General features: G+C 47.2%; 20 protein-coding genes. 12 read left to right on the top strand and 8 right to left on the bottom strand.

Annotated elements, in window-relative coordinates; all coding sequences use genetic code 11:
* Positions 1-164: 164 nt before the first annotated feature.
* Positions 165-578: a DUF2782 domain-containing protein gene (locus tag Q1B11_RS10185; protein WP_299731665.1), complete on the bottom strand. Its 414-nt coding sequence runs from the start codon at positions 576-578 to the stop codon at positions 165-167.
* Between the two features lie 267 nt (positions 579-845).
* On the opposite strand from Q1B11_RS10185, the gene polA reads away from it, so the two are divergent.
* The 6 genes from polA to Q1B11_RS10215 all read left to right on the top strand — a co-directional run bounded on the left by polA (position 846) and on the right by Q1B11_RS10215 (position 7,448).
* Positions 846-3,596, top strand: coding sequence for a DNA polymerase I (gene polA, locus Q1B11_RS10190; RefSeq protein WP_299731668.1), 2,751 nt, complete (start codon positions 846-848; stop codon positions 3,594-3,596).
* Between the two features lie 290 nt (positions 3,597-3,886).
* Positions 3,887-4,372, top strand: a complete 486-nt coding sequence (locus Q1B11_RS10195; protein ID WP_299731671.1) for a hypothetical protein — start codon at positions 3,887-3,889, stop codon at positions 4,370-4,372.
* Positions 4,373-4,707: 335 nt separating this feature from the next.
* Entirely contained in the window at positions 4,708-4,944 is a 237-nt protein-coding gene (gene rpmB, locus Q1B11_RS10200; RefSeq protein WP_299731674.1) for a 50S ribosomal protein L28, read from the top strand.
* 19 nt (positions 4,945-4,963) lie between these two features.
* Positions 4,964-5,131: a 50S ribosomal protein L33 gene (gene rpmG, locus Q1B11_RS10205; protein WP_299731677.1), complete on the top strand. Its 168-nt coding sequence runs from the start codon at positions 4,964-4,966 to the stop codon at positions 5,129-5,131.
* A 234-nt stretch (positions 5,132-5,365) separates the two neighbouring features.
* Entirely contained in the window at positions 5,366-6,700 is a 1,335-nt protein-coding gene (gene yegQ, locus Q1B11_RS10210; protein WP_299731680.1) for a tRNA 5-hydroxyuridine modification protein YegQ, read from the top strand.
* An 82-nt stretch (positions 6,701-6,782) separates the two neighbouring features.
* Positions 6,783-7,448 carry a hypothetical protein gene (locus Q1B11_RS10215; RefSeq protein ID WP_067582167.1) on the top strand — a complete coding sequence of 222 codons (666 nt, stop codon included), beginning with the start codon at positions 6,783-6,785 and terminating at the stop codon, positions 7,446-7,448.
* 13 nt (positions 7,449-7,461) lie between these two features.
* On the opposite strand, the gene Q1B11_RS10220 is transcribed toward Q1B11_RS10215, so the two are convergent.
* On the bottom strand, positions 7,462-7,884 hold the full coding sequence (locus tag Q1B11_RS10220) for an H-NS family nucleoid-associated regulatory protein (protein WP_299731685.1): 423 nt from the start codon (positions 7,882-7,884) through the stop codon (positions 7,462-7,464).
* Between the two features lie 237 nt (positions 7,885-8,121).
* Here Q1B11_RS10220 and Q1B11_RS10225 point away from each other — a divergent pair, with 237 nt between their 5' ends.
* On the top strand, positions 8,122-9,981 hold the full coding sequence (locus tag Q1B11_RS10225) for a Na/Pi symporter (RefSeq protein ID WP_299731688.1): 1,860 nt from the start codon (positions 8,122-8,124) through the stop codon (positions 9,979-9,981).
* Here Q1B11_RS10225 and ppx read toward each other — a convergent pair.
* On the bottom strand, positions 9,976-11,481 hold the full coding sequence (ppx, locus tag Q1B11_RS10230) for an exopolyphosphatase (RefSeq protein WP_299731691.1): 1,506 nt from the start codon (positions 11,479-11,481) through the stop codon (positions 9,976-9,978). The genes Q1B11_RS10225 and ppx overlap by 6 nt on opposite strands.
* Before the next feature lie 634 nt (positions 11,482-12,115).
* On the opposite strand from ppx, the gene trxA reads away from it, so the two are divergent.
* The 5 genes from trxA (at position 12,116) to Q1B11_RS10255 (ending at position 17,474) form a co-directional block, all read left to right on the top strand.
* Positions 12,116-12,439, top strand: a complete 324-nt coding sequence (gene trxA / locus Q1B11_RS10235) for a thioredoxin TrxA (protein WP_067515786.1) — start codon at positions 12,116-12,118, stop codon at positions 12,437-12,439.
* A 343-nt stretch (positions 12,440-12,782) separates the two neighbouring features.
* The gene (rho, locus tag Q1B11_RS10240; RefSeq protein WP_067515785.1) at positions 12,783-14,042 is read left to right on the top strand and encodes a transcription termination factor Rho; all 1,260 of its coding nucleotides are present in this window, start codon (positions 12,783-12,785) and stop codon (positions 14,040-14,042) included.
* A 341-nt stretch (positions 14,043-14,383) separates the two neighbouring features.
* Positions 14,384-15,850, top strand: coding sequence for a 4-hydroxy-3-polyprenylbenzoate decarboxylase (ubiD, locus tag Q1B11_RS10245; RefSeq protein WP_299731700.1), 1,467 nt, complete (start codon positions 14,384-14,386; stop codon positions 15,848-15,850).
* 59 nt (positions 15,851-15,909) lie between these two features.
* Entirely contained in the window at positions 15,910-16,650 is a 741-nt protein-coding gene (locus Q1B11_RS10250; RefSeq protein ID WP_299731703.1) for an NAD(P)H-flavin reductase, read from the top strand.
* A 176-nt stretch (positions 16,651-16,826) separates the two neighbouring features.
* Complete coding sequence (locus tag Q1B11_RS10255; RefSeq protein WP_299731706.1) at positions 16,827-17,474, top strand: TetR/AcrR family transcriptional regulator; 648 nt, start codon at positions 16,827-16,829, stop codon at positions 17,472-17,474.
* Between the two features lie 83 nt (positions 17,475-17,557).
* Here Q1B11_RS10255 and parC read toward each other — a convergent pair whose 3' ends face one another.
* From parC to Q1B11_RS10280, 5 genes are all read right to left on the bottom strand, one after another.
* A complete protein-coding gene (gene parC / locus Q1B11_RS10260; RefSeq protein ID WP_299731709.1) occupies positions 17,558-19,813 on the bottom strand; it encodes a DNA topoisomerase IV subunit A in 2,256 nt (751 codons plus the stop codon).
* A gap of 70 nt (positions 19,814-19,883) precedes the next feature.
* On the bottom strand, positions 19,884-20,588 hold the full coding sequence (locus Q1B11_RS10265; protein WP_299731712.1) for an endonuclease: 705 nt from the start codon (positions 20,586-20,588) through the stop codon (positions 19,884-19,886).
* Positions 20,589-20,676: 88 nt separating this feature from the next.
* Entirely contained in the window at positions 20,677-20,883 is a 207-nt protein-coding gene (locus Q1B11_RS10270; RefSeq protein ID WP_157673441.1) for a hypothetical protein, read from the bottom strand.
* Positions 20,884-20,988: 105 nt separating this feature from the next.
* Complete coding sequence (locus Q1B11_RS10275) at positions 20,989-22,272, bottom strand: UbiH/UbiF/VisC/COQ6 family ubiquinone biosynthesis hydroxylase (RefSeq protein ID WP_299731718.1); 1,284 nt, start codon at positions 22,270-22,272, stop codon at positions 20,989-20,991.
* 205 nt (positions 22,273-22,477) lie between these two features.
* A complete protein-coding gene (locus Q1B11_RS10280) occupies positions 22,478-22,756 on the bottom strand; it encodes a hypothetical protein (protein WP_067515777.1) in 279 nt (92 codons plus the stop codon).
* Positions 22,757-22,972 lie beyond the last annotated feature (216 nt).

Consider the following 22,972-nt stretch of genomic DNA (forward strand, 5'->3'; position numbering starts at 1 on the left):
ATAGGAGGCTGACCGATAATAGATTGCCCTACTGCGGTGGTAGTAAGTTGGTCTAAAAATTCTGCTTTGTTCAGCAAATAGCACCACTATTCACTTCACAAAACAGAGTTTTTATCCTCAACTTTCTACCATCCTCGCTACGGGCGCTATTATAGGTCAGCCTCCTAGCGCCATTCTAAAATAGTCCACGAGGGAACCAGCATTGTTCTTTTTGTTGGGTCGATCGGATTACCTTCGTCATCTGCAGCAATCAGGTAATAGGGTTTTCCAACCTTCGGAATAATGTGGATGGCATACAGTTGGCCACCAACCCGGTATTCTTTATATGTTCTGTGATCACCTGCTCGTATCACAACGGTTGTATCGTCACGTTTTTCAAGCTCTGCCGGGCGCAGGTGTTTTGGAATCTGTTGAATAGCATCATCAACGAGTACAGTTTTCCCAGATTTGGGTGACGTACTCTGTGATATGTCTGGCAGTCCCGTATTGTCAGGATTCTTTGCTGCGCAACCCATAAGAAGGAATAACGGCAAAAATATCAGACCCAGCTGGGTTCTTCTGATTAAAGGGAACATCATTCGCCTCTTTGCAATTACCCAAACATGCTGAGCACATAGAGGCACTCATGTCTGAATAAAACGCTGCACTACAACCACGGCGACACAGCTTTGCTATGCTACCACCTCGGCATTGCCCAACAGATTCCGGTTGCTGGGTACTTAATTGCCATGGAAACCATTACACTCTTAAGCTTTAAAAATCAGTATTACACATATTCTTTGAGCCATTGCTCAGATCGCATTCTATACCCAGTTACCCAGAATCGTAAGTGAGTCAACCATCTAATGTCAGAGACAATGCCAGAAAAAGCCACCACACCACCACTCATTCTTGTCGATGGCTCATCTTACCTGTACCGCGCCTTTCATGCTTCAGAGCGGGCAAATCTGAGAACCAAAGATGGTCGACCCACCGGAGCGATCCGAGTGATGACCAACATGCTGCGCAGTTTGATGCGCCAGTATCAGGATAGTCATGTTGCAGTCATTTTTGATGCCAAAGGTAAAAACTTTCGCCATGAAATGTACAGCGAGTATAAGGCAACCCGTAAACCCATGCCCGACGACTTGCGTTCGCAGATTGAACCCATTCACCAGATTGTTCGCAGTCTTGGCTTACCGCTGCTAATGATAGACGGTGTTGAGGCGGACGATGTGATTGGCACTCTGGCTCGACAGGCCACTGAAAACAAAGTCGACACGATTATTTCCACCGGCGATAAAGATATTGCCCAGCTGGTCACCGAGCATGTCTCTCTGATTGATACCATGAACGATGTGTTTACTGATGAACGTGGCGTCGAAAGTAAATTTGGTATTCCGGCTCACCTGATAATTGATTACCTGGCGCTGATGGGGGATAGCAGCGACAACATTCCGGGCATGCCCGGTGTTGGTCAGAAAACCGCTATTGCGTTATTGAATGGCATTGGCAGCATTGATGAAATCGCCGAACGGCTGGACGACGTGGCTGCTTTAGGCTTCCGCGGTAGCAAAAACTTTGCTGAAAAGTTTATTGAGCACAAAGATATTGTGCTGCTGTCCCGTGAACTTGCCACCATCAAAACCGACGTTGAGCTGCCACTGTCTATTGATGATCTGATAATGGCGCCTATGGATAAAGAGGCATTGTTGTCTTTATTCCAGGAGTATGAATTCAAAACATTGGTCGCCGATCTCGAAAAAGACAGTTCAGAGACGAAGGCAGCTGAAAAAGAGCCAGCACCTACCGGCGAATACCACATCATTACCGACAAAACAGAGTTTCAGACGTGGCTCAAAAAGTTGGAAGCGGCTGAGCTGATCGCCTTTGATACAGAAACCACCAGTTTGGATTACATGGTTGCCGAACTGGTTGGCGTATCTTTTGCGGTAGAACCTGGAAAGGCTGCTTATGTTCCGGTCGCCCATGATTATCTGGGTGTGCCTGAACAGTTGGATCGAGACTGGGTGCTTGAGCAACTGAAGCCCTTGCTTGAGAGCGCAGGCAAGCAGAAAGTCGGTCAGAATCTCAAGTACGATGAAAGCGTGCTTGCCCGTTATGGTATCCAAATGAAAGGCATTGCCTTTGATACCATGCTGGAATCCTATGTGCTGAACTCCGTCGGCACTCGTCACAATATGGATGCCTTGGCTGACTACTATCTCGATTATAAAACCATCAAGTATGAAGATATTGCTGGTAAAGGTGCTAAACAACTGACGTTTAATCAGATTGAGCTGGAAAAAGCAGCTCCGTACGCTGCTGAAGATGCGGATATTACCTTGCGACTTCATCAAGCGATTTGGGAGCAACTGAAAACCGAGCCTTCTCTGGAAACGGTTTTCAAGACCATAGAAATGCCATTGGTGGATATTCTTTCCCGCATTGAGCGCCAAGGTGCGCTGGTGGATGCTTCTTTATTAAACCAGCAGAGTCTTGAGATTGGACAACGTTTAAAAGAGCTGGAAAAAGCAGCCCACGATGAGGCGGGTCAGGAGTTTAATCTTTCTTCACCTAAGCAGCTTCAGGAATTGCTGTTCGAAAAACTGCAGCTGCCGGTTATTAAGAAAACACCGAAAGGCCAGCCATCGACCGCTGAAGAGGTGCTTCAGGAACTGGCTCTGGATTACCCGCTGCCAAAACTGATCTTGGAACACCGTGGCTTGAGCAAGTTGAAGTCCACTTACACGGATAAGCTGCCAAAAATGATTAATGCAGGCAGTGGTCGTATTCATACATCCTATCATCAGGCAGTAACCGCCACTGGTCGTTTATCTTCTTCAGACCCGAATTTGCAGAACATTCCAATTCGTACCCCTGAAGGTCGTAGAGTACGTCAGGCATTTATTGCTCCGGAAGGTTATAAATTGGTGGCTGCTGACTATTCTCAAATTGAACTGAGAATCATGGCGCATTTATCGGGTGACAAAGGCTTACTGGATGCTTTCTCACAGGGGCTGGATATTCATAAGGCAACTGCCGCAGAAGTGTTTGGTGTTGCTCTGGATGATGTCACTACGGATCAGCGACGAAGCGCTAAGGCCATTAACTTTGGTTTGATCTATGGGATGTCTTCTTTCGGTTTGGCCAAACAATTAGGCGTCTCCAGAAAATCTGCTCAGGAATACATTGATCTGTATTTCGAGCGATACCCTGGTGTTCTGCGCTATATGGAAGAGACCAAAACATTTGCCCGGGAAAACGGTTATGTAGAAACCATCTTTGGTCGTCGTTTATATCTGCCTGAAATTAATGCACGAAATGGTATGCGCAGACAGGGCGCTGAAAGAACCGCAATTAACGCACCCATGCAGGGTACGGCGGCAGATATTATCAAGCGCGCGATGATTTGTGTTGACCAGTGGCTGGCATCTTCCGGGCTGGATGCCAGGGTAATCATGCAAGTGCACGATGAACTGGTGTTGGAAGTGGAAGAAGAGCAATTGAACACTGTTGTTGAGGGAATCAAGGCACAAATGGCCAGTGCGGCAGAGTTAAGTGTCCCGTTGCTGGTAGAGGTCGGGGTCGGTGATAACTGGGATGAGGCGCACTGATTTACAGTGTGCTTAACCTGTTTTGAAAATAGTTTTGTAAAGAATTATTAAAGACGGGAACTTTTGTGCCGAACCCTATGTCATATATAGTGAGTCTCTTACGAGTTGCTCCTTGTGTGTTAGTGTTGGTAGTTGTTGTTGAAGGTAATATGTAATCCCCTGCATTTACCTTTTAAAGCCAGTATCTTTTGATACTGGCTTTTTTCTTTTTTGCTCTAAAGCACTTTTATTCCCTGCTCTGGAACTAGCTATACTCTCTCTTCTTCCAGTTTCACACCTGAACGAATCTCATGACAGATGTTAACTTAAAATGCTATGTGCGTAGCTTACAGTTGGGTGATTACACGGCTTACTATCTATCCAGTCATGATCGTTGCACTGCATTTCAACGTAGTGTCAAAGAGTCTGAAGGCTTTTTTGGTACTTATCATGGTGGAAAGCTTCTTGAGGAATGTTCACGCTCTCTGAGTGGAGAAAGATGTGTGTCCATTCCGCCGTTTGACCCTGAGAATTACGTGGGAGAAAAAGCACGGAAGATACCCGGAGCCAATAGTTATTCAGGGCCGTGTCAGCCCCCAGAGCTTGTTTTGAAAATAGAGAAGGAGCTTAATGATAGTCTGGAAGCACTGAAATCCTGTGCAGCAGAAGCTTTAGACGTTCGCAAGAGAGAGGAACGCGATCCTATGTTGAATAATCTCAATATAGATTCCGTACCGAAGGTAAAGAAAACACCCCCTGTGAAACCTCCACGCACGAAACTAAATCTGAATCGTTAGTGACATAAGAAAAAACTTAAAGGTTCTTAACAAAGCGTTGATGTTTTTTTTCAGCAGGAAAAAGATGATTGATGAATAGAGCCTAATCCCCTGAAACTACTGAAGTTATGAGGTATTAAGCATAATCCGCACATCCCGTTGAATTTGCAAGTGTTCAATAACTCTGGTATAAAGCCCGATCTTTGTATAAGGGTAGCTGCTGACGAGTCATAGAAGGTCTCTTGACTCTGTAATCATGGGCAGTACTGCCCGAAGCAGACACTGGAATTCAGTTAAGTTTTCCGGCCTCATGGCTGGTGATTTTAGATTAAGAGACGGTTTGAGAGGCCATCCACATGTCTAAGGTATGTCAGGTTACCGGCAAGCGTCCGGTTACCGGGAATAATGTTTCCCACGCTCAAAACAAAACACGTCGTCGCTTTGTGCCTAACCTGCACAGCAAGCGCTTCTGGGTTGCAAGTGAAAAGCGCTTCGTGCGTATGCGTGTTTCTGCAAAAGGTATGCGCATTATCGACAAGAAGGGCATCGATGCTGTTCTGGCTGAGCTGCGCGCTAGCGGCCAAAAAATTTAAGTTAGCAGGAGCATAAGCCATGGCTAAAGGTACTCGCGAGAAGATCAAACTTGTTTCCAGTGCTGGCACTGGTCACTATTACACCACCACTAAGAACAAGCGTAATACGCCTGACAAGTTGGTGTTCAGGAAATATGATCCAGTTGTGCGTAAGCACGTTGAGTACAAAGAATACAAGATCAAGTAAGTCTTGTTTTCTGTGCTCTGGCCCGCATCCATTTCGTTGATGCGGGCCGACACTTTTCTATGCATTGTTTCTATGTATTATTGCTCACCTCTGTTTCACTCCCTCCTGAACTGACTACGTTTTAAGCGAAATAATTCTTTATATTCACCTATCTACTGTGCGTTCTTACGGCTGTCCCATTCTCGTTGCACTGGTATAATGCGCGCCATTCCATAAGCGTAACTGTAGGTCAGAATGAAACCGGAACTCCTTTCGCCAGCGGGCACCCTGAAAAACATGCACTTCGCTTTTGCCTATGGTGCAGACGCTGTCTATGCTGGCCAGCCTCGCTATAGTCTGAGAGTCCGCAATAACGACTTCAAACTGGAAAATCTGCAGCGTGGTATAGATCAGGCGCACGCCCTTGGAAAGAAGCTCTATCTTGCCAGCAACATTGCTCCCCATAACACCAAGATAAAAACCTTCCTGCGTGATATGGAACCGGTTATTGCCATGGGGCCGGACGCACTGATTATGTCTGATCCTGGCTTGATCATGATGGTTCGAGAAACCTGGCCGGACATGCCGGTTCATCTGTCGGTTCAAGCCAATGCGGTGAACTTTGCCACGGTGAAATTCTGGGCCAAGCAAGGCGTTGAGCGGATTATTTTATCCCGAGAACTTTCTCTGGATGAAATACAGGAAATCCGTGAAGAGTGTCCGGAGACGGAAATCGAAGTATTTGTCCATGGCTCGCTGTGCATTGCTTATTCTGGTCGCTGCCTGCTGTCTGGTTACATCAACAAGCGGGATCCAAACCAGGGAACCTGCACCAATGCTTGTCGCTGGCAGTATCAGGCGCACGAAGCCAAAGAGACGGACAGTGGCGATATCATTCCCGTAGCTCAACCGGAGATCGTTCAACCGGAGATCGTTCAGCCAACACTGGGTGAAGGTGACACCAGTGGCGACATATTCCTGTTGCAGGAAAAAGGTCGTCCAGATCAATACATGCCCGCTTTTGAAGATGAGCACGGCACTTATATTATGAATTCGAAAGATCTGCGAGCAGTGCAACACGTACGACGGTTAACAGAGATGGGTATCCACTCTCTCAAAATCGAAGGCCGCACTAAATCTTTCTACTATGTTGCCCGTACTGCTCAGGTTTATCGCAAAGCCATTGATGATGCCGTTAACGGTGTGCCGTTTGATATGGGCATGATGGATAATCTGGAAGCTTTGGCAAATCGTGGTTACACCGAGGGCTTTTACCGTCGTCATGTTCATGATGAATACCAGAACTACGAGACCGGTAATTCCCGTGGAAGCAAACAGCAGTTTGTGGGTGAAGTGGTTGAGTCGGATGATCAAACTCTGACCATTGACGTAAAGAACCGTTTCGAGACTGGTGATGTAGTAGAACTGATGACACCGGCCGGAAATATCGCTTTCAACCTTGAGCATATCGAAAATCGACGGGGTGAAAGCGTTGATGTTGCCCCTGGTTCCGGACATGTAGTGAAAATTCCAAAACCCGAAGGGGCTCAGTTAGGAGAGCATTGTCTTCTGGTTAGACACCTTCCTTAAATTGAAAATAATCTGAATTTGAGCGCTCTGTTGACAAACACCGGTTTCAAGATCAGAGCTGAATAGGTCGATAAGGTCTTTTATGGATCTTGCGACCTTTACCAACATATTCTCAGGCTCAGCTACCAAGCCGATGAACCAGCATCGGAAGCTGGTTTTGGATGCTTTATTTTTGCTGAGCCAACGATTTCGTAATCAAAGCATTGACCAAAGCCAATGGCACCAGAAACCGCAGTGGATTGCAGACTTCCCCGTAGCGCTTGAAAAATACGAGCAGGAAATTCTATCTCGATTAAATCAGCCAACTCTGACAGCACAACCCAAAGGGCTGCTCTTGTCGTTGTTGCAAACACAGAATAATCTGGCTCATTTAATTTGCCGTCTGGCGGAAAGGCTGACTTATCGACCAATCGAGCTGACCGAGTCACTGGAAGGCTCAATGGATGAACTGAGTCATTACCTTTATGAAACCATGCACTGCCTGAGGTTAAGAATAACCAAACAAGATCAAGTGGACTTGGCAGGTTTTAAGAAACAGCATATTCAGGCCATGGATGATATTCACCACGAAATAGGTGGTCGTCTGGATGCTCTGAAAGTTCTGATTTCACAAGTTAAAAGTGATGTTTTTCAAAGCGAAGGAAAGCTTGACCCTCTTGATTCCGCATTATTGTTGTTATCCTTGGAAGACTTGGATGATCTGACTTTTTGGGTGCGCTCTCTGATCATCCATATACAGCAATTGTAAACAACCCTACCAGTTACTCGACGATGCACTCTGCACGTTTCTTTTGATATTTTTCCAGATACTCTTGAAACTCTTTTGGTAGACGACCAGTAGAAGATCCTTCCCAGGATACAGTATCGCCTTTGGCGTTTTCGTATTGAAAGATGTATTTCTTAGATGTACGACGACGTTTACTGGAAATGGTTGTATCTGAAAGAACATCCAAATCGGAAAGCGTCAGCCCCAAGTCGGACATTTTTTTCTGAATAGCAGTGATGTCATCTTTTTTTCTTTGTCGCTCCAAATCCTCCTGTTCACGGGATTGTAGCTTTTCTGTGTACACCTCATTTAAACGAGCCAGAATCTTTTCAAGATCCTGAACGCTGGCTTCTTTAAACAGTGAACGAATTCGAGTCTTACTACTAAGTCGGTGATGTAACTCATCAAGTAACTTCACATTGAATCCTCAGTTGAAGAATGTGGGTGTGTTAAATCGGGGTTATCAGCTTTAAGCCGACGTTCCCCTGAAATCGTTTTGATAGCACTAAAAATAATCCATTTTGTTTAATTGGCAAGGATTGAGAGCCGATAACAACGGTTATAGCCGGCGCTCTGAGTATTTCAGCCGTTCTTCATTACACGTTTTTTCAGGCCATTTTCAGAATAATTTCAGAATAAATAGTTGAATAACGATATGCTTGGACGTTTATTTTTACCAACAGTTCTTCTCCTTCTGGCTTATGGTTTCTGGGTTAGTCCTGAGTTTCAGATAATCTCTGCTGGCATTGTGATTTTCCTGTTGGGAATGGTGTATCTGGAGCGCGGGTTTAAGGTGTTCACTGGTGGTTTTCTGGAATCATTACTGAAGAAAACCACCAACCGGCTGTGGAAAAGCCTGACATTTGGTATTACAACGACAGCCGTTCTGCAATCCAGTTCTTTAGTATCAGTCATTATTATTTCCTTTTTGAGTGCAGGCTTAATTGGTCTTGGCGCTGGTGTTGGCATTGTTTTTGGGGCGAACCTTGGCAGCACGGCAGGTGCCTGGCTAGTTGCTGTTTATGGGCTGAAACTGAACTTACTGACCTATGCCATGCCGATGCTGGTATTTGGTTTAATTCTCAGATCTCAAAAAGAGAAAAACCTCCATGGCATCGGCTTTGTGGCTCTGGGCATTGGGTTGCTGTTTTTTGGTATCCATTATATGAAGCTAGGGTTTGAAGCTTTTCAGGATGTGATGGATTTCAGTAACTATGCCCTGGAAGGATTTCAGGGGGTGATGGTTTATACCTTATTTGGGTTATTGGCCACGGTGATTATGCAGTCCACTAATGCAACGATGGTACTAACTTTTTCAGCATTAGCCGTAGGACAGTTGACCTACGATAATGCGTTAGCTCTGGCGATAGGCTCAAATATAGGTACAACAATTACTGCCGTTCTGGGCGCTATGGGTGCAAATGCCTCAGGCAAAAGGCTTGCTGTAGCGCATATTGTGTTTAATGTGATTACTGCGGTATTGGCGATAGCTTTGCTCTCACAATTGAAGACGGCGGTTGATGTCATCGCAGAGCTTGTCCAGATTGATGGTGATAACTACACCCTTAAACTCGCCTTGTTCCATAGCCTGTTTAATGTTGTGGGTATTTGCGTTCAGCTGCCTTTTATTAACATCCTGGTTCGTTGGTTGGAGACCTTATTTGTCGATCCGGCAGGGCAAGGCCATTTAAATCTGGCGAATACTGATAGCTCTAAAATCAATCGCGCCCGTTATTTAACACCCGCAACATTGAGTTACCCCGATACAGCGTTACGGGCTATGACCCGGGAATGTGCGCATCTTTATCGCAATACCTTTGAGCTAATCTGCTACGGAATCTATTTGACCGGCGACCGATTAAGGGCAACAGATAACCTGGAAGAAATGGTTGATAACTGGGTCAAAGAAGAGCAGCCGTGGACGATTAAAGAACTATACATACGGCATATTAAAGGTATTTATGCGGACATCATCCGCTATTCCGGAGAGATCGAAGGGAATATGCCGAGGCAACAGGTTCAGGAGTTATTTGCGCTAAAAGTTGCCTGTCGAGATTTCGTTCAGGCGATTAAGCATGTAAAGCATATCTACAAAAATATGGGGCAGTATCTGCATTCCGATAATGAGCAGATTCGTCATCAATACAACCAGTTACGCCTATGTCTTGCGTCTGTATTGAAATTAGTGGATTTACTGGGGGTTCGCCGTAACTATGATCACATCCGTCAGCATGCCGAGCAGTTGAAGCGTGAACTCAGGGAGCAGGATGAGCAAATGCATACGACGTTGAATGAATTGATCCGCTCCAGCCAGGTGGATTCGTTCATGGCCAGCTCTCTGCTTAATGACAGCGCCCACGTCCATGACGCCTGCACCAACCTGATTGATGGTGCAGTGATCATGCTGACTCGGGATCGTGAAGAATACCGGGAAATTGACCTGAACTTTGACTCCCGCTTTGGGGGAGAAAAAACCGGAACAGAAAGAAGCGGCCCGGAAAATACCGCTTTATGAAACCGTGAGTTTCCAACCCGCTCTGTAAAGGTAGTTTCGTTCGGATTCAAAGTTAGCAACGGTCAATGGGTGTTGTTCAATCCAGTCATCTGGAAAAAAGAGAGAAACGGTAGAGTCTGAGGCCTGAATAGAATACTCCGGTAGCGTATCGTCTCTTCCCAAACTCATGACATTGGCAATTCGCAGCAGAATCAACAAACGCATAAGTTTTTTCGCAGTTTCTTTTGGCCAGTTAGACATCAGCGACTTGGGGATAGAGCGTCTATGGCCGCAAACCAGTATGGCCAGTTGGCACTGCTCTTCTTTGTTAAAGCCCATTAGATCTGAGTGATCAATCAGGTATGCGCCGTGGCGATGGTATTGGGTGTGTGAAATATCCAGACCGATCTGACAAACCTTGGATGCCCAAATCAGTAACTCAAGATCGTCGTCGTTTAATCCCCAGTGATCAGCAACCATAGCAAAGCAAGTTTGTGCGTGCGCTTTGACTCTGGAAGCGTGCTGCGTATTGACATGATAGCGATTCATCAACGCTTTGATGGTTCGCTGTCGTACATCTTCGTGATGATCCCGGCCAAGCATATCGTGCAATACGCCTTCCCGGAGGGCGCCTTCTGAATAGCGCATACGCTCAATATTAAGCGCGTCGAACCCTGCCATGAGAATAGCCAATCCCGCTGGAAAAATTGCCTGACGATCGGGTTTCAGTCCGGGAAAGCGAACCCGTTTGAGGTGACTGAATTTCAGTACCTGCTTCTTCAGCTTCTCAAGGCTTTCACGGGTAATGACTTCGCTCTCACCCATGGCTTGCAAAATGCTGCTCACCGCACGAACTGAGCCGGAAGAGCCAATGGCGTCCACCCAGCCCATTTTGGAATACGCCTGCTCGATATTCAGGAGCTCCAGTCGGGCAGCATAGTATGCGGACTGAAAACGCTGAGAGTTGATCTCGCCTGAGCCGAAGAAGCGATCTGTAAAGACAACACAACCCATGTGCAGGCTTTCTAACAGCTTTGGTTCAAAACGCTCACCGATGATGAACTCTGTGCTGCCACCGCCTATATCCATGACCAGACGACGTTCGTTATCGTCCGCCTGGGTATGTGCAACACCCAGATAAATCAGCCGGGCTTCTTCTCTGCCGGCAATAATTTCAACAGGGTAGCCAAGAATTTCCTGGGCTTTCTGTACAAAAATATCGCTGTTGCTGGCCTTTCTTAGTGCATTGGTGCCAACAACGCGAATGGCTTGAAAAGTAAAGCCTGTGAGGTACTGGGCAAACTGCTCAAGGCACTTGAAGCCACGCTCCATTGCCTCAGAGGAAATTTCATTTTTGGCGTTAAGCCCCGCTGCCAGCTGCACTTTTTCTCCCAGTCTTTCAACGGGACGGATTTCGCCCTGATCAACCCGGGCAACGATAAGGTGGAAGCTGTTAGAACCCAGATCGATGGCTGCTACCAGAGGCGTTGAGCCTTGTTGTTCATGCTCTTGTTGCATCATGATACTTCTTGTCTCTGGTTAGGTTGTCTCTGGTTAAGTGCTCCGTAGCCGGTGGCTTCGAACGGTACAGAGTGGGTTGTGTCGACGTCATGGGAGCTGCATCTTTATCTGTAGCTGAGTAAAGCTAACGCCTTCATTTCATGAGAATTGTTGCCAATATTATCGGCCGGCAGTTGGGAATTAAAGACCACATTTCAAACTCATGTCAGTAAGGGCGTAATTCAGGCAAAAAAGAGGGGATTTTAAGCCTGTGTGGCTTAGCCCGAACATTTCATAAACATGCTCCCGCTCTCACTTGTCCTTTGCCGCACTAAGGGAGTTTTACTCAGTCGACCGTACTCCCCGGTACGGCGCTCCATCGCAAAATCCCTTAGTACGACAAATGCCAGCGCGAGATTCGGGGCGGTTTATGAAATATCCGGGTTAGGATTTTCTGCCGGTCTCAAAGCGGTTTTGTGTAGCGCTATTGAAAAAAACACACAAAACCCCATCATTAAGGCATAATATATCAGTCTTGGGGTGGCTATACCCAGCCTCAGGCTGGCATGCTTGCCAGTCTTCGCTTCATAGCTGGTTGACTATATTTTAAACACTATTAAGTACTTACAAGTACAATGGTTAGGAGATCCATTCCATGAGCGAAATTGTCAAAGTGACAGATGACTCCTTCGATGAAGTAGTTCTGAAGGCGGAAGGTCCGGTGCTGGTTGACTATTGGGCTGAGTGGTGTGGACCTTGCAAAATGATTGCACCGGTTCTGGATGAAATCGCTCAGGACTTCGATGGTAAACTGACCATCTGCAAACTGAATATCGATGAGAATGAGCTGACGCCACCGAAATACGGTGTTCGTGGTATTCCAACCTTGATGCTTTTCAAAGGCGGAAATGTTGAAGCCACTAAAGTGGGCGCGCTGTCCAAGTCTCAGCTGACTGCATTCCTCGACAGCAACCTCTGATTGCTGGCACTTGTGAGGCTACGGTCAAACCCATAGCCTCTTTTAATTGGTTTCAAATTGAACGTTTATTCTAAGTTTTTTAAATCAATTCAGTTGACGAATTCTTAATTCTTGATTATTTTGCAGAAAAGGATATAGACTGTTACTGTTATATTTAAAGAGCAAAGGGCTGTCAGGGATTAACTGACCAATCAGGAATCTGGCCCAGACAGGGCAGCCGTTATAAACACTCGCAGGGTCTTAATTTTAGCTGTCCCTTATCATAATAAGTCATACACTTTCTGACCTTCCTGCAAACAACGGCCAATTTCCATTCAATTTAACATTCGCAAAACTACTGGTTATGCATCTTACCGAACTGAAGAAAAAGTCTGTTCCTGAACTTCTGGCTATAGCGAATGAAATGGGTCTCGAAAACCTTGCCCGTTCCAGGAAGCAGGACGTAATTTTTACGATACTTAAACGCCATGCTCGCAGTGGTGAAGATATCTATGGCGATGGCGTTCTGGAAATTCTCCAGGATGGCTTTGGCTTCCTGCGCTCTGCGGATAGTTCCTATCTTGCTGGCCCAGACGATATTTACGTATCTCCCAGCCAAATTCGCCGATTCAATCTGCGAACAGGCGATACCATTTCAGGAAAAATTCGTCCGCCAAAAGAAGGTGAGCGTTATTTTGCCCTGTTGAAAGTTAATGAAATTAACTTTGACCAGCCTGAAAATGCCCGTAATAAAATCCTTTTTGAAAACCTTACGCCTCTGTTTCCACAAGATCGAATGATGATGGAAATGGGCAACGGTGCCACTGAAGATTTGACTGCCCGTATCATTGACCTTGTTGCACCTATTGGTAAAGGTCAGCGTGGCCTCATCGTTTCGCCGCCAAAAGCCGGTAAAACGTTAATGCTACAGAACATTGCAGCTAATATTGCCCGCAATAACCCAGAGTGCCACCTCATCGTTCTACTGATTGATGAACGCCCTGAGGAAGTGACAGAAATGTCCCGCTCCGTCCGTGGCGAAGTGGTGGCTTCTACCTTCGATGAGCCTCCATCACGTCACGTTCAGGTGGCAGAGATGGTGCTGGAGAAAGCCAAGCGATTGGTTGAGCACAAAAAAGACGTGGTTATCCTGCTGGATTCCATCACCCGTCTGGCTCGTGCTTACAACACCGTTATCCCATCTTCTGGCAAGGTTCTTACCGGTGGTGTGGATGCTCATGCGCTGGAACGTCCAAAGCGTTTCTTCGGTGCCGCACGTAACATTGAAGAAGGCGGCAGCCTGACCATTCTGGCTACTGCTCTGGTGGATACCGGCTCCAAAATGGACGAAGTTATCTTCGAAGAGTTCAAGGGTACCGGTAACATGGAACTGCACCTTGATCGTCGTGCTTCTGAGAAGCGTGTGTTCCCGGCCATCGGTATCAACAAGTCTGGTACTCGCCGTGAAGATCTGCTGACTTCAGAAGAAGAGCTGCAGCGTATGTGGATTCTTCGCAAAATTCTGCACCCAATGGATGAAATTCAAGCGATTGAATTCTTGTTGGATCGCATGAAGCATACGAAGACCAACGAAGAGTTCTTCCAGTCCATGAAGCGGAAGTAATTTCTGCCACTGCTCTAGGAGGCTGACCGAGAATAGGTTGCCCTACGCGGCAACTGCTCCTGCATTGCTCTAGCTCCTGCATCCATGCAGTCGTGCGGCGGCAGTAAATTGGTCTAAAAACTCTGTTTTGTTCAGCAAATAGCACCGCTATTCACTTCACAAATCAGAGTTTCTATCCTCAATTTTCTACCGTCCTCGCTACGGGCGCTATTCCCGGTCAGCCTCCTAAATTGCTGCGAACCACATTCTGGCAATCTTGAGTGGTAATTCCCTCCAAATTCCCTTTCAATGCCTCTCACTATTTTTCGTAAAGCCGTCCTGATAATAAAGAAGAAGTCACTATGAAATATAAGGATCTCCGGGATTTCATAAAGCAGCTGGAAAAGCAGGGTGAGCTCAAACGAATCACTCGGGAAGTGGATCCGGTTCTGGAAATGACAGAAATCTGCGATCGAACCCTGAAAAAAGGCGGCCCTGCTCTGCTGTTTGAAAACCCGAAAGGCTTTGACATGCCTGTGCTGGGCAACCTGTTTGGCACCCAGAAACGGGTAGCCATGGGCATGGGGCAAACCGATATCAGCGCCCTGCGCGAAGTCGGTGAGTTACTGGCTTACCTGAAAGAACCTGAGCCACCTAAAGGCTTTAGAGACGCCATGGAAAAGCTCCCCATCTTCAAGCAGGTGTTGAATATGGGACCAAAAGTTGTGAAATCCGCACCCTGTCAGGAAGTGATTTTGCAGGGCGATGAGGTGGATCTGACCAAGATTCCTATCCAAACATGTTGGCCGGGAGATGCAGCCCCTTTAATCACCTGGCCTCTGGTCATTACCAAAGGGCCGGAGAAAGACCGGCAGAATTTGGGGATTTATCGTCAGCAATTATTGGGCAAAAATAAATTAATCATGCGCTGGCTGTCCCATAGAGGCGGTGCGTTGGATTTCCGGGATTGGCAGCAAAAGCACCCTGGTGAACCTTTTCCTGTCTCTGTCGCTCTTGGTGCTGACCCTGCAACGATTCTGGGTGCAGTAACGCCGATACCAGACACACTCTCAGAATACGCCTTTGCAGGTCTTCTGCGAGGCAGTAAAACGGAACTGATCAAAAGCCGGATTAATGATCTTCAGGTACCAGCCAGTGCCGAGATTGTGCTGGAAGGTTTTATCTATCCCGGCGAGATGGCGGATGAAGGCCCTTACGGTGACCATACAGGTTACTACAACGAAGTAGAGTCATTCCCGGTGTTTACCGTGGAGTGCGTTACTCATCGCCGCGATCCGATCTATCACAGCACCTACACTGGTCGTCCGCCGGATGAGCCTGCCATTCTCGGGTTGGCGTTTAACGAAATCTTTGTCCCTATTCTGAAAAAGCAGTTCCCGGAAATTGTCGATTTTTATCTTCCTCCGGAAGGTTGCTCCTATCGCATGGCAGTGGTCACCATGCGCAAAGAATACCCCGGTCATGCCAAGCGGGTAATGTTGGGTGTCTGGTCATTCTTACGGCAGTTTATGTATACAAAGTTCGTGATTGTGACCGATGATGATGTCAACGCCCGAGACTGGAATGATGTAATATGGGCCATGACCACCCGAATGGATCCGAAACGGGACTCGGTATTTATAGAGAATACGCCCATCGACTATCTGGATTTTGCATCACCGGTTGCGGGGCTTGGTTCAAAAGTGGGGTTTGATGCCACCAATAAGTGGCAGGGCGAAACATCCCGGGAATGGGGGACGGCAATAGCCATGAGTGACTCTATTCGGCAGCGGATAGATGATATTTGGGATGAACTGGGTATTGATTAGCAGCATCCGCGTATTGTACGAGAGCGGACTGTTATCCAAATTTAGAGGTAGGGATATTCATGACAACTAATCAAGGCACTCAGAATAAAAGCACGTCACAGACGTTCCTGGTAACAGAGCTTCAGCTACTGACTGAAGACGTGTATCGCGTCATTCTGACAGCAGAAGCAGGTTTTGTCCCTGATTACAAAGCCGGCCAGTATCTTGAAATCGTAGTAGATGGCGATGCGATGGCTTTTTCGATTGCCAGTGCACCTGTGCCGCAACAGAAGACACTGGAGTTGCATATCCAGAAACTTCCCGGCAAACCCAATTCAGAAAAACTGTTCAGTGCGCTGGGAAGTGGCAACGTTCAGGTCATCATGGCAAAAGGTCAGTGTTGTCTGGACACAATACCAAACCGTCCTCTGGTTTTTATCGCTGCAGGCACTGGCTTTGCGCAAATGAAAAGCATGATTGAATTTGTGCTGTTATCCGGGCAAGAAAGAGATATTCATTTCTATTGGGGTGCCCGATCGCCAGAAGGCTTTTATATGCCTAGTCTGCCAGTACAGTGGTCTTCCAGTCGTGTGCACTACCACCCGGTGGTGAGCGATGCCAATGAAAAAGATAGTTGGAAGGGCCGCCAGGGTTTGCTGTTTGAAGCGGTAATAGACGACAAAGATCATTTGAATGGCAGTGAAGTATTCATCAGCGGCTCTCCTCAAATGGTTTATGCCACTTATGACGCTTTGGTGGAAGAAGGCTTTGATTCCTCAGCTTTCCACTCGGATGTCTTTGAATACGCACCAAGAGCTTAATCATTTCTGAGGCACAGCATTCTCCATTTTTCCTCCATTTTTCTTCTTAAGAAAATACGACAGAACTACAAAGTAGAATTCTGTCGTATTTATTCATTTGCTATTCTCATGGAAAAAGCCCGTCCCTTGTCTATATTCAGACCCGAGTGTGATCAATACAAGGTACGGTATTTAACATGCAACCAGCACCCCCAAAAAAAGATCAGGAAGGATTTAAAAATAGTCGGGTTAGACAAAAGAACATTCAGGTGATTCTTGAGGCGGCGGAAGAGGAATTTGTTGCCAGCGGTTATAAAGGGGCATCTATTCGGGATATTGCCCATCGGGCGGGTCTGCCAAAGGCCAATGTTCACTATTACTTTAACAGTAAGATTGAACTTTATAGTGCTGTTCTCAGTCACATAATGGAGCTCTGGCAGTCGGTGTTCAGTGGGCTGGACCCGGAAGATGAGCCCGGCACCGCCTTTCGAAAATTTATACATGCAAAAATGAAATATGTGGTTGCTCACTCCAAGGCATCCAGAATATTCAGTAGTGAAATACTTCATGGTGCTCAACATCTGAAAGAGCACATGCATCCATTCAATGATTGGATTCAGGAAAAGTCAGAAGTCATTCGGGGGTGGATTGCTCAGGGGAAAATGAAATCTGTTGATCCGGTTCATCTGCTATTTTCCATATGGGCGACAACTCAGTACTATGCGGATTACAGTGCGCAGGTTGCTTTCGTATTAGGAAAAGAAACATTAAGTGAGCAGGATATCGAGTCTTATACCGACAGTGTTTGTCAGATTATTCTTGTTGGTGTGGGTTTGGATATTTGAAAGGGTTATTGATCACGTTACCGCACACTAGTAAGTAAGCCTTGGAAGGCTTACTTAGCCGTGATTTTTGAAAGCACTGCAGGTTACCCTGCAGATACCACTTCAAGCTTGTCCACCTTCTGGAAGCCTCTGGGCAATTTGTTGCCCCGACGTCCTCTTTCTCCACTGTAATGTTCAAGATCTGAAGGTTTCAAGGTGACATGCCGCTTGCCAGCATAAAGCGTCAGGGCATCACCTTCATTGAGAAGGGTGATCTGACTCATCAGTTCAACACGCTCTGCCGCTCTTGCAGAAGGAATACTGATAATCTTGTTGCCTTTTCCGCGCCCAAGCTTCGGCAGATCCTTCAGTGGGAATAGCAGCATACGCCCTTCGTTAGTGATGGCTGCCAACAATGGGTCACTACCTTTGACTGATATCGGCTCAATCACCTGTGCGTTCTTCGGCAGGTTCAGCAGCACTTTACCGGCTTTGTTTTTACTGACCATGTCAGAGAACTGGGTGATAAACCCATAACCAGCGTCACTGGCGATCAAGTAACAATCATTGGCATCACCAATGCACGCACCTTCAAAGGTGGCTCCAGACGGAGGGTTAATCCGCCCTGTTAATGGCTCTCCTTGTCCTCGGGCGGAGGGGAGATTATGGGTCGGCAGCGAATAAGCGCGACCGGTCGAGTCAAGAAAGACAGTGGTCTGATTACTCTTTCCTTTCGCAGATAAACGATATCCGTCGCCAGATTTGTAGTTGAGCGACAACGGATCAACATCATGCCCTTTTGCACAACGTACCCAGCCTTTGTTGGAGAGCACAACCGTTACGGCTTCAGAAACCATTAGATCAGTCTGAGAGAGAGCCTGAGCTTCAGTGCGGACAACAATGGGTGAGCGCCGATCATCTCCGAATTCTTTAACGTCTGCTTTCAATTCTTTTTTGATAAGCGTCTTAAGACGTTTTTCAGAACTTAAGATTAGCTCAAGAGAATCACGTTCTTTTTCCAACTCGTCCTGCTCCCCTCGAATTTTAACTTCTTCTAGCTTGGCCAGATGACGCAGTTTCAAATCGAGAATGGCTTCGGCCTGAATATCAGAGAGCCCAAAGCGCTCCATCAGAACAGGCTTGGGTTTGTCTTCTGAGCGAATAATTTCAATGATTTCATCAATGTTCAGGAAGGCAATCATCAGACCTTCGAGGATGTGCAGACGACTGAGCACTTTATCCAGACGATGCTGCAAACGACGACGGACCGTTTCACTACGCCAGCTCAGCCATTCGCTCAGCATGTTGTCCAGAGATTTCACCTGTGGACGACCATCGACGCCAATCATGTTCATATTGACCCGGTAAGTCTTTTCCAGATCAGTGGTAGCGAACAGGTGATTCATCAAACTTTCGGTATCCACCCGGTTAGATTTTGGCACGATAACCAGGCGGGTTGGGTTTTCGTGGTCAGATTCGTCCCGGAGATCCGCCACCATGGGCAGTTTCTTGGCTTGCATTTGCGCGGCAATCTGCTCAAGCACTTTTGCACCGGACGCCTGATGGGGCAATGCAGTAACCACAATATCTCCGCCTTCGCTCTGGTAAACCGCGCGCATCCGCAGAGAACCTTTGCCATTCTCATACATTTTGATCAGGTCAGCGCGGGGGGTAATCAGCTCGGCTTCTGTTGGAAAATCCGGGCCTTGAATATGTTCACAGAGATCAGCGACAGTGGCTTTTGGGTGTTCGAGAAGGTGAATACAGGCGTTGGCCACTTCCCGAAGATTGTGTGGTGGAATGTCAGTAGCCATACCCACCGCAATCCCCGTCGTACCATTGAGTAGCAGGTTTGGCAGGCGTGCCGGCAGAATGGAGGGTTCATCCAGAGTACCGTCAAAGTTTGGAACCCAGTCTACAGTTCCCTGACCCAGCTCGCCGAGCAGTGTATCGGCATAACGAGTCAGGCGGGACTCGGTATAACGCATGGCTGCGAAGGATTTCGGATCGTCGGGAGAGCCCCAGTTGCCTTGGCCATCCACCAAAGGATAACGATAAGAAAAAGGCTGAGCCATCAGCACCATGGCTTCGTAACAGGCGCTGTCACCGTGAGGGTGAAACTTACCCAGCACGTCACCTACAGTACGGGCAGACTTTTTGAACTTGGCGGTATTTTTCAGGCCAAGCTCACTCATGGCATAAACAATACGGCGTTGAACCGGCTTAAGGCCGTCTCCAATATGTGGGAGCGCCCGGTCGAGAATGACGTACATTGAGTAATTCAGGTACGCATTCTCTGTATATGCTCTCAGGGACTGACGCTCAACCCCGTCGTCGCCAATTATGATCTGCTCCGTCATGCTCAAACCTGTATCCGGGAAATGCCAGTAAATAGGGCATGATAGCAAGTAACTGCAGAGCTCTGAAAGTTCAGCCGCCCCGGTTGTTTTCTACATAGGGATTTCCCCAGCCCTGAACATCGCTGATTTTACGATTTCTTTCGGATTCCCAGCTCGTAACCGGGTACATTCTGTTCCAGGCTTCAAACAGTTTTCGCTCTTTGTCGCTGAGCTTGAATTTGTACTGATCCGACATATAAAGGTAGGTACGTGCAATGCTACCCCGTTGCTTTTCCGGGGGCTGAGCCATGCGAGCTTTAAAGTCCACATGGAAATCACACTGGCCGTAGTAAGTGGGTGGGTTATTCAACATACCAAAACGATAGTTAGATCGGTCTCCATTCACCTCGCCCACAGCAGGCACAAGGTTATGCAGATCGGCTTCCATTGCCCGAAACGATCGGTCGTTTTTTGTGCAGTTTTTTCTTCCACCTTTTTGCCAACATTGACGCTGATGACCAAAAGCCCAGGCAGGCACCACATGCTCCCACTCTATCCGATTGGCTCGAGTGGGCTGTTTGCGAATTGAATAGCCGCAGGCTTCCAGATCGGGCACGAGCTTTTTGCCCTGTTTTTTGATGGGGCAGCCACAGTAAAAACTGGTTAAGTTCTTGTCGTATATTTTGGCTGCGACTCGTTTTGCGCTGGAAAAGCTGCTGGGCACACTGGCAAAAACCAGTGCAGGCAGGAATGCCAGAAAAATAATAGGTAATCGTCGTGTATTTAGAAAAAACATGGAAGGCACAGGCTTTATTTTTGAGACAGAGGAAGAGGCGACGAAGCGCTAAAGGCGCCGCCCTGAAGGAATAGAATACAAGTGTTGTTTAAAGGAGGGAATCAGAAATCGCAGCGCTGAACATACCGGCAACCATCATCATCAGGCCAATTCCGGCTCCGGATGTCAGTGATTCCCAGAGAGAAACCTGTTCAATGGTGAAATAATAAGCGGCACCTGCAAAAAACCATGCCCACCAGAAGCCCAGAGAGGCCATGGCTGTCAGCCGAAAGCCGGTTGAGATCATCGTTTTCATTGTTTGCTCCCAAGCTGCATTAATCACTTATTCATCTTATGCCTGGGAGCTACAAAACGGCATCAGTGTTTAACGCAGTTGGCTTCGGATATCGCTCATGGGTGTTTATGTGTTGTGTCTGCTCTCACTTGCCAGAGGCGGCTGCTTGCCTGATAAACCCATGGCATATTTCATCACTTGGTTCACCGCGGGTGATAATTTTCCAGCAATGGTCAAGCCCGCATTTCTGAGTAACTGTAATGGACGACTCTGGTTACTAAAGCTGTGATAAAAGCCATCCATAACATTCATCATGAGGGCATTCTCTTTTCTGCGAGCATTTTCATAACGCTGAAGAACAACCTGGCTGCCTAGATCTTCTTTGGCTTGCCAGGCATTGATCAGAATCTCAATGAGCCAGGCTGCATCTTGAAAGCCTAGGTTGACACCCTGCCCGGCCAGCGGATTGATGGTATGTGCTGCGTCGCCAGCCAAAACGACGCCATGCTGGTAATAACGATGAGCGTGTCGGCGGGCGATGGGAAAGGCACTGCGTTCGCAGACTTTACGTATTTCTGGAAGTTCTACCGGAAAAGTATCTGATAATGTTGTTAAAAAATCCTCATCCGAAAGGTTCAGCAATTCCTGAACTTTTTCCGGCTGGTGATACCAGACAATAGATGCATAGCTTTTGCCGTTTACATCGGGAAGTGGCAGAAAGGCTTCAGGCCCCGTTGGTGTGAAAGCCTGCCAGGTGATGTCCTGACAACCGCCCGAAATTTCCACCGTAGCAACGAAGCATTGCTGTTCATAATCCCGTTGCTCAACGCCCAGTCCGGCGGATTGTCGAACTTTGGAGTTAGCACCATCAGCGCCAATCAATAGATCACCAGAAAAGCGGCGGCCGTCAGACAATACAAGTTGCGGCTTTTCCTCAGAAAACTGCATGCTGTCTATGATGACAGGGCAGAATAATGAAATCTCTGAACAGGCTTTTGCTGCGTCCAATAGCCCCAGCTGAGTGACTCGGTTTTCAACAATGTACCCTAGCTGTTCATGCCCGATCTCTGCTGCATCAAACACGACCTGGTTCGCCCTTGAGGCGATTTCTTTTCCCCAGGGCGTGTGCAGTTTTTCCCATACGGCCATACGATGATAAGGCGTCATCCGCATGGTTTCCATATGTGCCCAGGCACCAAGGTTTTTTAGAATGTTTTCTGAGGCTGAGCTGAGTGCAGAAACTCTTAGCTCAGGTAGGCTATCTGCTGGTAAAGGCGCCGGTTCTGACTGATCAAAAAGAGCAACCCGAATGCCGTTGCTGCCTAGCCCGCAGGCGATAGCTGTGCCCACCATGCCAGCGCCGACAATCAGGACATCAAAGTGCGCTTCACAATTATTGATACTGGACATAGAGAGCCTGGAGCCCACTCCGTTTAGTGATGAGGTTGGAATTCGAATAGTCTGCGGGATCTTTTCACCGGGAAGGTAAATAGTCAAATACTGAATGGTTGGGGACTGTCTGGTAGAGGTTGTCGCAAAACGCTAAATATCTCGCTCATCTCGTTCCCATGCTCCGCATGGGAACCAGGGCTTTTGCGACAACCTCTGGTAGTGATTACGGAAGATCGTCTTCCTCATCATCAATATCGTCATCCCACTCTTCATCAAAGGCTTCGTCCAGCTCTTGGGTTTTACGATCGGAGATTTTCTTATTTCTGCGATCGCCCTTTCGGCGGGTTTTGCGCTTATCCAGAGGTATATTTTGCCCTTTTTCAGAACCTGAGCGGTCTATATAAGGCTTTTGAGGTTTTTCAAAACCATCACCTTTCTGAAGCTTATCTTCATTACTGTGATCGTGATCCAAATGTGGTCGTGATGATGGGTTGATTTTCATACCTGAAAACTCCAGTGAGCCTCCTGCTCAATGTACTCTCTACATCATTTATACAATGGAGTGCAGATAGATGAAAGCTCTGGAGCGTTCATGATTGAAGACAAGGTAATGGAAGATAGAGAGTTCTGCTCATCAAGTCACCAGCAATTCCCGCTCTTTCCTGAAGCCTCACAGCTGCAAGATGTACAGAGGAGGTAGAAAAACACAGCCCGCACA

The sequence above is a fragment of the uncultured Endozoicomonas sp. genome (assembly GCF_947495845.1).
Taxonomy (GTDB): Bacteria; Pseudomonadota; Gammaproteobacteria; order Pseudomonadales; family Endozoicomonadaceae; genus Endozoicomonas.